This window comes from Paraburkholderia sp. NMBU_R16 (assembly GCF_013282575.1).
Classification (GTDB): domain Bacteria; phylum Pseudomonadota; class Gammaproteobacteria; order Burkholderiales; family Burkholderiaceae; genus Trinickia.
Genome location: NZ_JAAAYE010000010.1, coordinates 1 through 15267 on the forward strand (window position 1 = coordinate 1; position 15267 = coordinate 15267).

The 15267-nt window shown below is 63.2% G+C and carries 9 protein-coding genes and 1 pseudogene; 4 read left to right on the forward strand and 6 right to left on the reverse strand.

Annotation, left to right across the window (positions count from 1 at the left end; translation table 11 throughout):
* Positions 1-152 precede the first annotated feature (152 nt).
* The 4 genes and pseudogenes from GWC77_RS06960 to GWC77_RS06975 all read left to right on the forward strand — a co-directional run bounded on the left by GWC77_RS06960 (position 153) and on the right by GWC77_RS06975 (position 5362).
* A complete protein-coding gene (locus GWC77_RS06960; protein ID WP_173256169.1) occupies positions 153-1466 on the forward strand; it encodes a collagen-like triple helix repeat-containing protein in 1314 nt (437 codons plus the stop codon).
* Between the two features lie 152 nt (positions 1467-1618).
* Positions 1619-2797: a collagen-like triple helix repeat-containing protein gene (locus tag GWC77_RS06965; RefSeq protein WP_173256170.1), complete on the forward strand. Its 1179-nt coding sequence runs from the start codon at positions 1619-1621 to the stop codon at positions 2795-2797.
* A gap of 161 nt (positions 2798-2958) precedes the next feature.
* Positions 2959-4652, forward strand: a pseudogene (locus GWC77_RS06970) (ShlB/FhaC/HecB family hemolysin secretion/activation protein).
* A 197-nt stretch (positions 4653-4849) separates the two neighbouring features.
* Positions 4850-5362: a DUF2147 domain-containing protein gene (locus GWC77_RS06975; protein ID WP_173256171.1), complete on the forward strand. Its 513-nt coding sequence runs from the start codon at positions 4850-4852 to the stop codon at positions 5360-5362.
* A 74-nt stretch (positions 5363-5436) separates the two neighbouring features.
* Here the strand turns inward: GWC77_RS06975 and GWC77_RS06980 are convergent, their stop codons facing one another.
* From GWC77_RS06980 to typA, 6 genes are all read right to left on the reverse strand, one after another.
* Complete coding sequence (locus tag GWC77_RS06980; RefSeq protein WP_173256172.1) at positions 5437-5838, reverse strand: transposase; 402 nt, start codon at positions 5836-5838, stop codon at positions 5437-5439.
* Between the two features lie 122 nt (positions 5839-5960).
* Positions 5961-7058 (reverse strand): cell division protein ZapE, encoded by a 1098-nt coding sequence (gene zapE, locus GWC77_RS06985; protein WP_173256173.1) that lies wholly within the window; start codon positions 7056-7058, stop codon positions 5961-5963.
* A gap of 180 nt (positions 7059-7238) precedes the next feature.
* Positions 7239-8669: a dihydrolipoyl dehydrogenase gene (gene lpdA / locus GWC77_RS06990; protein ID WP_173256174.1), complete on the reverse strand. Its 1431-nt coding sequence runs from the start codon at positions 8667-8669 to the stop codon at positions 7239-7241.
* A gap of 96 nt (positions 8670-8765) precedes the next feature.
* Complete coding sequence (odhB, locus tag GWC77_RS06995; protein WP_173256175.1) at positions 8766-10031, reverse strand: 2-oxoglutarate dehydrogenase complex dihydrolipoyllysine-residue succinyltransferase; 1266 nt, start codon at positions 10029-10031, stop codon at positions 8766-8768.
* Positions 10032-10160: 129 nt separating this feature from the next.
* On the reverse strand, positions 10161-13016 hold the full coding sequence (locus GWC77_RS07000) for a 2-oxoglutarate dehydrogenase E1 component (RefSeq protein ID WP_173256176.1): 2856 nt from the start codon (positions 13014-13016) through the stop codon (positions 10161-10163).
* Between the two features lie 269 nt (positions 13017-13285).
* Positions 13286-15112: a translational GTPase TypA gene (gene typA / locus GWC77_RS07005; RefSeq protein ID WP_173256177.1), complete on the reverse strand. Its 1827-nt coding sequence runs from the start codon at positions 15110-15112 to the stop codon at positions 13286-13288.
* Positions 15113-15267: the final 155 nt, after the last annotated feature.

A 15267-nucleotide genomic window follows, 5' to 3' on the forward strand; every position in this document is an offset into this window, starting at 1 on the left:
GAGACAGCTCTCATCCTGATTGACGCGCTGCTCTCATCTTGTTTGACGCGCGGCAACCATCGCTTTATCCCGTTCGAAAGCTCTCACTGGCATAGCCATTGCAGAGCTAACGCCCGCTGCACTTCAAATCGACAACAAACGCGGGTGACATCATGCGTAATCCAAAAAGCGACGGGGCATTCAGGACCATATTGGCCGCGAGTGTGGCAAGCGCGCTACTTTCTCTTACCGCTTGCGGGGGATCGGGGACCCTGAGTCAGGGACTCGGATCGAAAGGCGGCAGCAACTCGCTCGCCGGCGCGGACAGCGGGGCTTCGGGCGGCGGCAGCGACTCGTCTGCGGGCGGGACCACCGGCACGGGCGGGACGACCGGAACCAGCGGTTCGGGCTCCGACTCGGGAAGTACCGCCAGCGCCAACGCGATCGGCAAAGTTGCGGCCGACGGCGGCGGTACCGTCAGCGCGATCGGCTCGACGCTCTCGTCGATCGGCTCCTCGGCCGGCTCGCAGAGCATCCCGGGCGTCAGCTCGCAGACCGTACAAGACGCCGGTGCCGTCGTGCAGAACCTGGGAGGGGCGGTGTCCACCTTCGGCAACGGCATTTCGCAAGGTCTCGGCCAACTCGGCAGCACTGCAAATCCTGTCGGCACGACGCTCGCCAGTGCGGGCCCTGCACTCGGCCAAGTCGACTTCGCGATCACGAATGCGGGAAATCTCGTGACCAGTCTCGGCAGCGGGCCGCTGGCACCGCTGTCACCGCTCACCTCGGCGGTCGGCGGCGGCGTCGCCACGCTTGGCACCTCGATCGGCAATGCGGGTTCGACGCTTGGCGGCGCGCTGTCGAGCGGCCCTGTCGAGCAGGTGACGCAACAGCTCAGCACTGCGATCACACCGATCACGGCATCGCTCGCTTCGACGACGCAAAGCGTCGGCACGATAACCGGTGTCGGGCAGCCGCTTGCCACTCTCTTGACGACAGCGGGGGGTGCGCTCGGCAAGACAGGCGCAATCGTCGCATCTACGGGCGGCAATCCCGTGACCGGCGGTCTTGGCAACGTGCTCGCTTCGACGGGCGCTACGGTTGCGGGTGCCGGCGGCCTCATCACGGGGGGCAGTGGCGCAAGTTCGCTGGGCGGCTCGCCATTGGCTCCCCTCGTTGGGGCGGTCTCGGGCCTGACAGGCGCACTCGGCGGAGCGGGAGCAGCAGGCGCGAACCCCTTGGGCGGTACTCCGTTGGGCAGTACCGCCCTCGCACCGGTTGCGGGAACCGTCTCGGCTATCGCTGGCACGGCAGCCACCGGTACTGGCACGACCGGCGGCCCGCTGGCGCCTCTCACCAGCTTGCTGAACTCGGCCACTGGGGCTTTGACGAGCGCGGCCGGCTCATCGAGCGCTGGCCAGTCGAGCCCGCTCTCGGGACTGGGCGCATTGACCGGCGCGCTCACGGGCGGGCTCTCCAGGAAATGAAATCCACGATAACCCGCTGCCCCAGCCCGGCTTGCGCGTCGCGCGGTGGGGCAGCGCAAGCGGCCATCGGCGAGCGCTGCCGCGCTTGCCATTCACGAGCGTGCGAACCGCAAGACGCAATGCACGCGACAGCAGACCACGAGGAGCAGACCATGTCCGATCGACGTCGAGTTTCGATTCATTTCATTCCCGCGCCTTCGGTGCGACTGCGTGCGCCAATCGCCGCCATCGTTGCGGCGTGCGCCCTTGCCGCCTGCGGCAGCGACGGCGTCTCGGTCCCCACCGGCCTGAGCGGCAACAACAACGGCGGCAATGTCACCCCGACCGATCCGCCCTCGCCGCCCACGGCCAACACGACGGGCGCGATCACGACCGTCGGCAAGGTGGCCACCGATCTCGGCGGCACGATCTCGTCGCTGCCGGTGCCGGGCGTCAGCCCCGGTGTCACCGGCGGCGTAGGCAGCACCGTCGGCGCGCTGGGCCCTGTGATCGACGGCACAGCGGATGCGCTGAGCGACGGACTCGGCCAGATAGGCACCACGGCCAATCCCGTCGGCACGACGGTGGCCAAGCTCGGCACGCCGGTCAGCGCGACGAGCGGCGTCGTCGCAGGGGTCGCGAAGACGGTCGACGCGCTCGGCACCGGCCCGCTCTCGCCGCTGGCGCCCGTCACGACGCCTGTGGCCGGCGCGCTCTATACGGCAGCGAATGGTGTGCAGGCGGGCGGGATGATACTGGGCAATACGCTCGCATCGTCGCCCGTTCAGCAAGTCACGCAACCCGTCAGCAACGCGATCACGCCGCTCGTCATCGCGCTCGGGCAGACGACGCAAACCGTTGGCACCACGAGTGGCCTCGGTCAACCGGTATCCGGCGTACTCGCCCAGGTCGGCAACGCGCTCCAAGGCGCGGGCACGACTATCGGCTCGAGCGCGAAGGAACCGCTCGTGGGCGACGTCGGGCAACTGGTATCCGCCCTCGGCAACACGGTCACGAATGCGGGCGGCCTCGTCGATCCGAACGGACCGAACGGGGCGGCACCGATCCCCGGGCTGATCACGAGCCTTGCCGGAAGTACGAACACGTCCGTCGCTGCGGGCAGTGCCGGCAGCGGCGGAGCCGGCAGCCCGCTCGCGAGCCTCACCGGACCGTTGAGTGGGGTGACATCCGGCGCGAGCGGCGGCACGAATCCGCTCTCGGCCCTGACGGGGGCGCTGACGAGCGTCACCGGCGCACTATCGAGTACCCCTGCCGCCGGTGCCGGTTCGGGTGCCGCGGGCGTAGGTTCGCTGCTCGGCAACGGCCTGCCCGTTCTCGGGAAACTGCAGTAGCGTCATCGCGCGCGATCGAGCGGCGCCCCGCTTGTCGGGTGCCGCCATCGGTCCGCGCACGCAAACGGCCCGAAAACGAAAACGGGCGAAGGTACCGAGTCGGCGCCGGCCTCAGAGCCGGCCCGGCGGTACCCATAAAAAGGCCAGACGAGGAACGAATGATGAGGACTACTGAATTCCTGGTAGGGGTCGGACTCGCGCTCGGCGCAGCGGGCGTGGCAACAGTGACGCAAGCGCAAACACGCGCCGCCGCCAGCGGGAACCCGCTTCAGGCGCTGCCGCAAACCCATGCCCCAAGCAACGCACCTAGCATCACGGTCCAGGTCGAACGGCCGAGGCCACAGTTGCAGCAACTGCTGGCATCGCATCTCACCCCAACGAAGATCCAGGTGGAAGGCGTCAAGGCCATCCCCTTTGCGGAGGTTGCAGGGCACTTCACGCCGCTCGTCGGCAAAGACATCACGATCGGGCAGTTGATCGAGACCGCGAACGAGATCACCCGGCTTTATCAGTCGCTCGGATACGCGCTATCGTTCGCGTTCGTTCCCGCTCAGACATTCGAAAACGGCGTAGTGCGCGTAACCGTTGTGGAGGGATACGTCGCGCAGATCGACATCAAGGGCAATCCGGGCTCGACCGAACGCAAGATTCGCCAGATTGCCGAGCACATCCGCAAGGAACGGCCGCTGCGCCGCGCGACCTTCGAGCGCAGTGTGAATGCGCTTGGATTGCTGCCTGGCCTGACCGTGACGGCCACGGTACCGGCACCGAAAACGACAGACGGCGCGACGCCTCTAGAGCTCGACGTCACGCGCAAGCCATTGAACTTCAGCGCGGGCATCGACCTGCATCACCCGGGTGTGCAAGGCCTTTTCACTGTGACGGAAAACGGACTGGCGTCGCTCGGAGAGCAGCTCAGCGTGTCGGCTCTCGCTCCCAAGGGCCGCGACGACACCACCTATTACTCGGCCAACGGCGCAATGCCTGTCGGTAGCGATGGGCTCGTCGCTCACATCGATGCATCGCACTATCGGGGGCACCCGACCGACAACCCCGGCTTGCCTTCGTACGTCGAACGAACAGTGGTCAACGACAAGCTCGCGCTTTCGGCCGCCTACCCGTTCCTTCTGCGCGATGCGCACAAGCTGATCGGCACCGTGACCGCTACGCGTCGCATGACGAAAACCGTTACCGCAATACGATCAACGGCGCGCAAATCGGATTGCGCTCGCAAGCGCGCGTGCTGCAGGCGCAACTCGATTACACGGGTGTCGAGCCGGGCCAGGTGCGCCGCGCGAGCCTCAACGTGGCGCATGCTTTCAATGTTCTGGGCGCATCGAAGACAGCCGATTCGAACGTGCCGGGTGCAGTTCCGACGAATCCGGTATCGCTCACGTTCGTGCGAACGGGCGCGAGTTTTTCTCAATCGAACGAATGGCCTTTCAAAATCGGTACGACAGTTGCGGCTACGGCGCAGTTCAGTCCCGACAACCTGCCGACTTCGGAGCAGATCGCATTCGGCGCTCAACGATTCGCTTCAGGTTATCAGCCGGGAGAGGCATCGGGCGATTCGGGATGGGCCGTATCGTTCGAAGTCAACCGTGCTTTCGCGGTGGGGATGCACTACCTGCAGACCATCACTCCGTATGTATCGTTCGATATGGCACGCGTGTATCTCCACTCCGGACCGACATCGCCCAATAAGCTGTCTTCGGTCGCGCTAGGCTTGCGGATCACCGACACGAAGCATTACAGCCTCGATCTCTCGATCGCCAAGGCCGTTGCCGACGCGCCGATCGAAAGCCCATCGCGCAGCCCGCGAATCAACGCCACGTTTTCGTATCAAATGTTTTGATGTCGAATGAAATGCTGCGGGAATGAACTGGAACAAGGTGTATGCCCGCTCTATCCTGATTAGAGGTTCCACTATCAAACCTCAGTCATTTTTTCGTGGGTATGCTGACCTGATTCCAACAAGCGCGGCGCGACAGACCTATCCGCCACCGCGCGAAAGAAACGACGGCCGATTCACCCCATCAGGAGGACGACATCATGCACTTCCCGCACGACACCCGCTCGATCGCCTTGCATGCCGTTAAGCGCATGGCAGCAGCCGGCTTGTTACTGGCCAGCGCCACGATAACCTTCGCGCAAGGCACCGATTCCCCGGTCGGCGTATGGCAAACAATCGACGACCATACGCATCAACCGAAAGCGCTCGTACAGATTTCGCAGAACGCGGATGGAACACTAAGTGGGAAAGTCATCAAAGGGCTGAACCCCGCGGACTCGCCCGATCGCCGTTGCACCGAATGTACGGACGAACGCAAGGATCAGAAAATTCTCGGTATGACGATCATCCGCGATATGAAGCAGAACGGCGATCATTGGGATGGCGGCAACATCCTCGATCCCGAAAACGGCAAGGTCTATCGATGCAAAATGACGCTCGCCGAGGGAGGTCATCAGCTCGTCGTACGCGGCTATATCGGCGTCTCACTGCTAGGCCGGTCGCAAACGTGGAATCGGCAAGCCGATTCGGCTTCGGACCAGGCAAAGAACTGAACGGGCTCAGGACAAGCCGTTGCGCGAGCGGTCCTGACCATACGGCAGGCTCGCTCGCAGAAGAGCCGAGTGGCTCAGGCGGCGCGACGCAGTGAGGCCAGATAGGACAACATGGGCGCATCGATCGTCGAGAAAGCCGGCGCCACCTTTGCCGGATTCAACTTCGCGCGCATACGCGCCCTGACCGACTCGCACAGCCCTTCGGCCGCATCGCCATACAGTTCGCCCAGCACGTGCCTGAACACGCCCGCGTCGTACCACGTCTTGAAACGACGGTGGCAGGTTTGATAGGAGGGGTACCGGCGCGGCATCGAAGACCACGCTGCGCCGCTATAAATCACCCACAACACGCCATTGAGCACCGCGCGTGTATCGGTGAGGGGGCGGCCACGCGCAGGCGCGCGCGCCCGCAATTCAGGAAACAGCGTGACCACACGGTGCCATTGCTCGTCGGTTATCTCGCGGTAAGGGGTCATCTGTGCCTCCTTCGTTTGAATAGAGAGCACAATAGGCCTCGTCCCGGCCGGCGAATATCAGAATAATCCGAATCTGTCCTGCGCCCTGCTCTCGCGCAGCCAAAACGTTCAGCCAGCGACCGTCAAGTCAACGAGGTATCGACGAGCCTGCGCGGCGCTTCCAGATATTCCTTCGACTGCATTTCGACGAGACGCGAGACCGTCCGGCCAAACTCATTGGCCATCGGCCCTTCGGGATAGAGCGCTTCGGGCGCCACCGCGGCCGACATCAGCAGCTTCACCTTGTGATCGTAGAAAACGTCGACGAGCCAGGTGAAACGGCGTGCTTCCGACGCCATGCGAGGCGTCATTTGCGGCACGCCGGAAAGCACCACCGTATGAAATCGCGAGGCCAGCTCGAGATAGTCGTTTTGCGAGCGCGGTCCGCCGCACAGCGTCGCGAAATCGAACCAGACAACGCCGTCGGCGCGCCGCAACGCTTTCAATTCGCGCTTCTCGATATGGAGCAGCGGGCTTTCGTCGGGCACGGCCGCGAGCTGCGAAAACGCAGCTCTCAGCGCACGGTCGGCTTCGGCGCCCAGCGGCGTGTGATAGACGCTGACCTGTGCGAGCGTGCGCCGACGATAGTCGGTACCGCCATCCACATTCATCACATCGAGCCGCTCCTTCACGAGCTCGATGGCGGGCAGCACGCGGTCACGGTGCAAGCCGTCGGGATAAAGCGTATCGGGATCGTAGTTCGACGTCATCACGAACTGCACGCCGTTATCGAAGAGCCCGGTGAGGAGTCGATGAAGAATCATTGCGTCGGCAATGTCGGAGACATGGAACTCGTCGAAGCAAATGAGCCGATAGCGCTTGGCGACACGGCGCGCCAGCTCGTCGAGCGGATCGGCCTGCCCTTTGAGCTCCTCGAGTTGCCGATGGACTTCGCGCATGAATTCGTGGAAATGCAGCCGCGTCTTGCGCTGCACTGGAACCACCGCGTAAAAGCTATCCATCAGGAAGCTTTTGCCGCGCCCGACGCCGCCCCACATATAGACGCCGCGCGGCAGCTCGGGATGCACGAGCAGCTTGCGCAGCGCATTCGAGCGCCGGCTCTTGTAGGCGACCCACTCCGCATAGCATTGCTGCAAGCGATTCACCGCCGCGAGCTGCGCGTCGTCGGCGAGATAGCCACGCGCTTGCAGCTCGTGTTCGTAATATTCGAGGACATTCATCGTGAAGGAACCGCTCGGCAAGCGTCCGGAGCGGGCGCTGTGCGGGGGACCGGGCGCGCCCGCGCACCGGTCCGAACCGGCCGAAGAGGCGCCAGGGACTTCGCCCCGGCCGCTCCTTGGGCCGTTACTGCTTCAGAGGACTGACTACCGGAACTTGCTGCCAGCAGTGACTACCGCGACTTACTTGTTGAGCGAACGCTTGTCGACGGCCAGCGCGGCTTCGCGCATCACTTCGGAAAGCGACGGGTGCGGATGGCAGATGCGTCCGATGTCCTCCGATGCTGCCTTGAACTCCATCGCGACGACCGCTTCGGCGATGAGATCCGATGCGTTCGCCGAAATGATATGCACGCCGAGCAGCTCGTCGGTCTTCGCGTCCGCGATCATCTTCACGAATCCCTCGGGCTTCGCGATACCCAGCGCACGACCGTTGATCGAGAACGGAAACTGCCCCGTCTTGATCTCGCGGCCCTCGGCCTTCAACTGCTGCTCGGTCTTGCCGACCCAGGCGATCTCCGGCTCCGTATAGATGACCCACGGAATGCAGTTGTAGTCGATATGCGGCTTCTGACCGTCGATGATCTCCGCCACGAGCACGCCCTCGTCTTCCGCCTTGTGCGCGAGCATCGGCCCACGGACGACGTCGCCGATCGCATAGACGTTCGGCACCGCCGTACGACAGTGATCGTCGACATCGATGAACCCGCGCTCGTTCGCCTTCAGGCCGATCGACTCGAGACCGAGGTTATCGGTATTCGGCACGCGGCCCACCGATACGATCAGACGATCGGCCTCGAGCGTTTGCGCGTTGCCGTCCTTGTCGGTGTAGGCGATCGTGACGCCCTTGGCGTTCGCCTTCACCTCGCCGATGCTGACGCCGAGGTGAATATCGAGGCCCTGCTTCTTGAAAAGCTTCGCGGCTTCCTTCGCGAGCGCCTCGTCGGCCGCGCCGAGAAACTGCGGCAGCGCCTCGAGCACGGTGACCTGGGAGCCCAAACGGCGCCAGACCGAACCGAGCTCGAGCCCGATCACACCGGCGCCGATGACGGCGAGCTTCGCTGGGACCGCATCGAACGCGAGCGCGCCTTCGTTATCGGCAACGATCTTGTTGTCGACGGGCACGTTCGGCAGATGACGTGCCTTCGAACCCGTCGCGATGATGACGTTCTTCGCCGTAACGACCTCGGCCTCGCCTTCGCCGCTCACCTCGATTTCCACGCCCGCATCGCTTTTGCGGACGAACTTGCCATGGCCCTTGAGCCACGTGATCTTGTTCTTCTTGAACAGAAACTCGATACCGCTCGTCATTTTTTCGACGATGCCGTCCTTGCGTGCCTGCATCTTTGCGACGTCCATCTTGACGTCGGACACGGCGATGCCGTGTTCGGCCAGATGATGCGAGGCATTCTCGAACTCCTCCGACGACGCAAGCAGCGCCTTCGACGGGATGCAGCCGACATTCAGGCAGGTGCCGCCGAGCTTCAGCGCGCCGGCCGGATTCTTCCATTTTTCGATACAGGCGACGCTCTTGCCGAGCTGCGCGGCCCGGATCGCGGCGATATACCCGCCGGGACCCGCGCCGATCACGACGACGTCAAATTGTTGGGACATGACGATCCTTTCGATGACGCGACGGCGCGGCGTGAGCCGCGCTTCGTCGCGATTTTCAACCAAGCTTTGCTGCGCCCGGACAGCGGGCGCGGGGAATTACAGATCGAGGAGCAAACGCGCCGGGTCTTCGAGTGCGTCTTTCATCGCGACGAGCGAGAGCACGGCTTCGCGCCCGTCGATGATGCGGTGGTCGTACGACAGCGCGAGATAGTTCATCGGGCGGATGACGATCTGGCCGTTTTCGACGACCGCCCGCTCCTTCGTCGCGTGTACACCGAGAATCGCCGACTGCGGCGGGTTGATGATCGGCGTCGACAGCATCGAGCCAAACACGCCGCCGTTCGAAATCGAGAACGTGCCGCCCGTCATTTCCTCGATCGACAGTTTGCCGTCCTTGGCCTTCTGACCGAATTCGGCGATCTTCTTCTCGATCTCGGCAAGGCTCATTTGATCGGCGTTGCGCAAAATGGGGACGACCAGACCGCGCGGCGAGCCCACGGCGATACCGATATCGAAGTAACCGTGATAGACGATGTCCGTGCCGTCGATCGACGCATTCACGAGCGGGAATTTTTTCAGCGCGTGCACGGCTGCCTTCACGAAGAACGACATGAAGCCAAGCTTCACGCCATGCTCCTTCTCGAACTTGTCCTTGTACTTGTTGCGCAGATCCATCACGGGCGCCATGTTCACTTCGTTGAACGTCGTGAGGATGGCATTCGTTTGCTGCGACTCGAGCAAACGCTCGGCGATACGCTGGCGCAGGCGCGACATCGGCACGCGCTGTTCCGGGCGGCTGCTGAGCCACGTGTCGGCCGAGGCCGGCGCCTTGACGTCCGGCAGCGCGGGCTTCGACGCACGCGCAGCCGGCGCGGCAGGCGCCGCGGCCGGTGCCTTCGCGCTCGTGCCGAGCACGTCGCCCTTCGTGATGCGGCCGTCGCGGCCGGTTCCCGCGACCTGGTCGGCCGACAGGTTCTTCTCTGCCATCAGTTTGTTGGCGGCCGGCGATGCAGCGGCACCGGCCGTCGCCGTGGCGGTGGCCGCTGCGGGAGCGGCAACCGGTGCGGCAGCGGCGGGAGCGGCGGCAGCAGCGGCAGCGGGTGCCGCGGCACTGGCCTTGCCTTCCGTATCGATCTTCGCGATCAGTTGCTCGGAGCTCACGACTTCACCGTCGCCGACCACGATGTCCGCGAGCACGCCCGATGCGGGCGCCGGCACTTCGAGGACGACCTTGTCGGTCTCGATCTCGATGAGCGTTTCGTCTTGCGTGACGGCCTCGCCGGGCTTTTTCTTCCACGCAATCATGGTGCCTTCCGAAACCGACTCGGAAAACTGAGGAACCTTGACTTCTACAATAGCCATTTGATTTTCCTGAACTCGTATCTGGTGTGGAGCGCGAACGCTCGCCCGTCCTGCCCGCGCGCTTCGATTGTCTGGGCGGCATACGGCGCGGGAAAGCGCGCGGCGCTTTCCCGGTTCGCTGTCGTTTAGTTATTTGGCAATCGATGCGCTCTTCAAGCGGCCGAAAGCACCTTCGATCAACGCTTTTTGCTGCTCGTAGTGCTTCGCGTAATAGCCGACCGCGGGCGATGCCGATGCCGGACGGCCGCTATAGGCGAGCTTCTGCCCATCGCGCATGCCTTCCTTCAGGTGATGCTCGATGTAGAACCACGGACCTTGGTTTTGCGGCTCGTCCTGGACCCATACGACCTCGGTGGCATGGTCGTATTTCTTCATCTCCGTTTCGAATTGCTTGTGAGCGAACGGATAGAGCTGCTCCACACGCATGATCGCCACGTCGTTCGCCTTCGCTTCGCGACGATGCGCGATCAGGTCGTAGTAGACCCGGCCCGAGCACATCACCACGCGCTTGACCTTCTTCGCTTCGATAGCGGGGTCGACTTCGCCGATCACAGGCTGGAATACGCCGCTTGCGAGTTCCGACAGGTCCGAAATCGCTTCCTTGTGGCGCAGCAGCGACTTCGGCGTGAAGACGATCAGCGGTTTGCGGAACAAACGGATCATCTGACGGCGCAGCAAATGGAAGATCTGCGCGGGGGTGGTCGGTTGCACGACCTGCATGTTGTGCTCGGCGCACAGCTGCAAATAGCGCTCGATACGCGCCGACGAGTGCTCGGGACCCTGCCCTTCGTAGCCGTGCGGCAGCAACATCGTGAGACCCGAAACACGCCCCCACTTGACTTCACCCGACGAGATGAACTGGTCGATCACGACCTGCGCGCCGTTGGCGAAATCGCCGAACTGCGCCTCCCACGCGACGAGCGTATTCGGCTCGGCCGTCGAATAGCCGTATTCGAAGCCGAGCACCGCTTCCTCGGAGAGCACCGAATCGATGACCGTGAACTTCGCCTGACCGTCCGCCACGTTTTGCAGCGGAATGTAGGTACCGTCGTTCCAGCGCTCGCGGTTCTGATCGTGCAGCACCGCGTGACGGTGCGTGAACGTGCCGCGGCCCGAGTCCTGGCCCGTGAGGCGTACCGCGTAGCCCGATGCGACGAGCGACGCGTAGGCGAGATGCTCGCCCATGCCCCAATCGAGCGGTGCATCGCCGCGCGCCATGGCGCGGCGGTCGTTGATGACACGCTCGACGAGCGGGTGCAGTTTGAAGCTTTCGGGAATCGTCGTGATGCGTTCGCCGAGGCGCTTGAGCTCGGCGAGCGGCACGGCCGTATCGGCCGCATCCGTCCACTTGCGGTTCAGGAACGGCACCCAGTCGACAGCGTACTTGCTCTTGTAGTTCGAGAGGACCGGATCGACGGTGTGCTGGCCCGCATCCATCGCCTGGCGATAGGCCTTGACGAAGGCATCGGCGTCTTCGGGGCCGATCACGCCCTGCTGCACGAGCTTTTCCGCATAGAGCGCGCGCGTACCCGGGTGCTGGGCGATCTTCTTGTACATCAGCGGCTGCGTGACCGCCGGCGTGTCCTGCTCGTTGTGGCCGAGCTTGCGGAAGCAGACGATGTCGATCACGACATCCTTGTGGAACTGCATCCGGAAGTCGATCGCAAGCTGCGTGGCAAGTACGACCGCTTCGGGATCGTCGCCGTTCACGTGCAACACCGGCGCCTCGATCATCTTCACCACGTCCGAGCAGTAAAGCGTCGAGCGCGCGTCGCGCGGATCCGACGTCGTGAAACCGATCTGATTGTTGATGACGATATGCAGCGTGCCGTGCGTGCCGTAGCCGCGCGTTTGCGCGAGATTCAGCGTTTCCATGACGACGCCCTGGCCTGCGAAGGCCGCGTCACCGTGGATCTGCACCGGCAGGACTTGCACGCCGCTGTCGTCGCCGCGACGATCCATACGCGCCTTCGCCGAACCTTCCACCACGGGGTTGACGATTTCGAGGTGCGACGGGTTGAACGCGAGTGACAAGTGCACCGGACCGCCTTCGGTGGAAACGTCCGACGAGAAACCCTTGTGATACTTCACGTCGCCTGCAGGCAGATCGTCGACGTGCTTGCCCTCGAATTCGGCGAACAGATCCGACGGCATCTTGCCGAGCGTGTTCACGAGCACGTTCAGACGGCCGCGGTGAGCCATACCGATGACGATTTCCTGCACACCCTTCGCACCGCCGTGGCGCACGACCTCGTCCATCGCGGCGATGAAGCTCTCCCCGCCTTCGAGCGAGAAGCGCTTCTGGCCGACATAGCGCGTATGCAGATAGCGTTCGAGACCTTCGGCGGCCGTCAGCCGGTTCAGGATGTGCTTCTTCTTTTCAGGCGAGAAATTCGGCGTGGCCCGGATCGATTCGAGGCGCTCCTGCCACCAGCGCTTCTGCTCGGGATCGCTGACGTACTGGAATTCGGCGCCGATCGTACCGCAGTACGTATCGCGCAGCGCTTTGACGATATCGCGCAGCGATGCCTGCTCGAAGCCGAAATACAGGTTGCCCGCGCTGAACGTCTGGTCCATGTCGGCTTCAGTGAAGTCGTAGAACGCAGGCTCGAGCTCGGGAATGGAGGGACGTTCGCGGCGCTTCAGCGGGTCGAGGTTGGCCCATTGCGAACCGAGAAAGCGGTAGGCGCTGATGAGAGACTGAACGTGGACTTGCTTGCGCGCCGTGCCCAGATTCTCGCCGGCTTCGCGCGGAATGAAAGCATTGGCTTTCGCGCGCTGCGCAAACGACTCGACGATCGGACCATGCGCGACGTCGTTCGCGTTCGAGCCATCCGACGCGGGCACGTTTTGCAGGGCGTCGAAATACTCGCGCCAATTGTCGGGGACCGACGCCGGATTATCGAGATATTGCTCGTACAGCTCTTCGACGTACGGAGCGTTGCCGCCGAACAGGTACGAGTTCAGCTGGAATTGCTTCATCATGTTTACGCTCACCTTTTCTTCGAGTTTCTCGAGAAATAGCGGGTTACTCAACCTTCCGCGACACGGCCTGACCGTTTAGCGGATTGCGCGAATCAAGTCTTGCTTGGAAGGACCTAAAACTAGCACCGGGAGGATATCACACAACCGACATTCGAGATGGACATACGCGCCATTCGATACCGGCATGCGTTCCCTGCTTCAATGAAAAAGCCGCTCGTTTTTTGCGAGCGGCTTTTTCCGAACGGATGCCATCGATACCTGGATCTCGATCAATCGATCGAGGCTTCGCGGCTCGCACGGCGGCGCTCGTGTTCCTTCAAATGGCGCTTGCGCAGGCGGATGGACTGCGGCGTCACCTCCACGAGCTCGTCGTCGTCGATGAATTCGACCGCATACTCGAGCGAGAGCTGAATCGGCGGAACGAGCCGAACCGCTTCATCGGTACCGGATGCCCGCACGTTCGTGAGCTGCTTGCCCTTGATCGGATTGACCACGAGATCGTTGTCGCGGCTGTGAATACCGATGATCATGCCCTCGTACAGTGCATCGCCGGGCTTCACGAACATACGGCCCCGGTCCTGCAGCTTCCACAGCGCGTAAGCCACGGCGGCACCATCGTCTTGCGAGATCAGCACACCGTTGCGGCGCTCGCCGAGCGAGCCTTCCTTGACGGGTGCATATTCGTCGAACACATGGCTCATGAGGCCCGTGCCGCGCGTGAGCGTCATGAACTCGCCCTGGAAGCCGATCAATCCTCGCGCCGGAATCCGGTATTCGAGACGCGTGCGGCCGCGCGCGTCGGATGCCATATCGAGCAGCTCGCCCTTGCGCCGGCCAAGCTCTTCCATCACCCCGCCCTGGTGCGAATCCTCCACGTCGACCGTCAACAGCTCGTACGGCTCGTGCTTCACGCCATCCACCTCATGCAGGACGACGCGCGGACGCGATACGGCGAGCTCGTAGCCCTCGCGGCGCATGTTCTCGACGAGGATCGTCAAATGCAGCTCTCCCCGGCCCGACACTTCGAAGACCGTTTCGTCGCCCGTGTCGCGCACGCGCAACGCTACGTTATGGTTGAGCTCGCGCATCAGTCGATCGCGAATCTGCCGGCTCGTGACGAATTTGCCTTCCTTGCCCGCCAGCGGCGACGAATTCACGAGGAAGTTCATCGTGAGCGTCGGCTCGTCGACGGTGATCATCGGCAGCGCTTCGGGCGCCTCGGGCGAGCAGATCGTCGCGCCGATGCCGATGTCCTCGATGCCGTTGATGAGCACGATGTCGCCGGCCTCGGCCTCTTCCACCTGAACGCGTTCGAGCCCATGGAACGACAGGACCTGGTTGATCTTGCGGTTCAGGACCTCCCCTTCGGGGCCGAATCGCACGACGACCGGCTGCCCAGGCTTCACACGCCCGCGCGCGACCCGCCCCACACCGATCCGGCCCACGTAGGTGGAATAGTCGAGCGAGGTGATCTGCAACTGCAGCGGCGCGTCCGGATCAGCCGGCCGCACGGGCACGTGCGCAAGAATCGCCTCGAAAAGCGGCCGCATGTCGCCTTCGCGCGCCGCCGGATCGAGCGAAGCGTATCCGTTCAGACCCGACGCATAGACGATCGGGAAGTCGAGCTGCTCTTCGGTCGCGCCCAGCTTGTCGAACAGATCGAACGTTTGATTGATGACCCAATCGATACGCGCACCGGGCCGGTCGATCTTGTTGACGACGACGATGGGCTTCAACCCGAGCGCCAGCGCCTTTTTCGTCACAAAACGCGTTTGCGGCATCGGGCCTTCCACCGCATCCACGAGCAACAGCACGGAATCGACCATCGACAACACGCGTTCGACCTCGCCGCCGAAGTCGGCGTGCCCGGGGGTATCGACGATGTTGATGTGCGTCCCTTCGTATTCGACGGCGCAGTTCTTTGCCAGGATCGTGATGCCGCGTTCGCGCTCGATATCGTTCGAGTCCATGACGCGCTCCGCGATCTGCTGATTTTCACGGAAGGTGCCCGACTGACGAAGCAGTTGATCGACGAGCGTGGTCTTGCCGTGGTCGACGTGGGCAATGATGGCGATGTTGCGTAGGGCGCGAGTCATAAGGAATCTGAACGGTTTGGGGCGTCGGCTTCATGCCCGAGGTAATCAAAAATTATAGCACGTCGGTGTGACGCAAGCCTCACCGACGGCCGGGGCCAGAGAGCGCCCGTCCGTCGGCCGCAAAAAAGGTTGCATAGGCAGCTTTTGGCAACTAG

What these genes read in the sequence shown, in the direction of transcription:
- GWC77_RS06960 (WP_173256169.1), top strand. Translation starts at nt 153, where the DNA reads ATGCGTAATCCAAAAAGCGACGGGGCATTCAGGACCATATTGGCCGCG.
- GWC77_RS06965 (WP_173256170.1), top strand. Translation starts at nt 1,619, where the DNA reads ATGTCCGATCGACGTCGAGTTTCGATTCATTTCATTCCCGCGCCTTCG.
- GWC77_RS06975 (WP_173256171.1), top strand. Translation starts at nt 4,850, where the DNA reads ATGCACTTCCCGCACGACACCCGCTCGATCGCCTTGCATGCCGTTAAG.
- GWC77_RS06980 (WP_173256172.1), bottom strand. Translation starts at nt 5,838, where the DNA reads ATGACCCCTTACCGCGAGATAACCGACGAGCAATGGCACCGTGTGGTC.
- zapE (WP_173256173.1), bottom strand. Translation starts at nt 7,058, where the DNA reads ATGAATGTCCTCGAATATTACGAACACGAGCTGCAAGCGCGTGGCTAT.
- lpdA (WP_173256174.1), bottom strand. Translation starts at nt 8,669, where the DNA reads ATGTCCCAACAATTTGACGTCGTCGTGATCGGCGCGGGTCCCGGCGGG.
- odhB (WP_173256175.1), bottom strand. Translation starts at nt 10,031, where the DNA reads ATGGCTATTGTAGAAGTCAAGGTTCCTCAGTTTTCCGAGTCGGTTTCG.
- GWC77_RS07000 (WP_173256176.1), bottom strand. Translation starts at nt 13,016, where the DNA reads ATGATGAAGCAATTCCAGCTGAACTCGTACCTGTTCGGCGGCAACGCT.
- typA (WP_173256177.1), bottom strand. Translation starts at nt 15,112, where the DNA reads ATGACTCGCGCCCTACGCAACATCGCCATCATTGCCCACGTCGACCAC.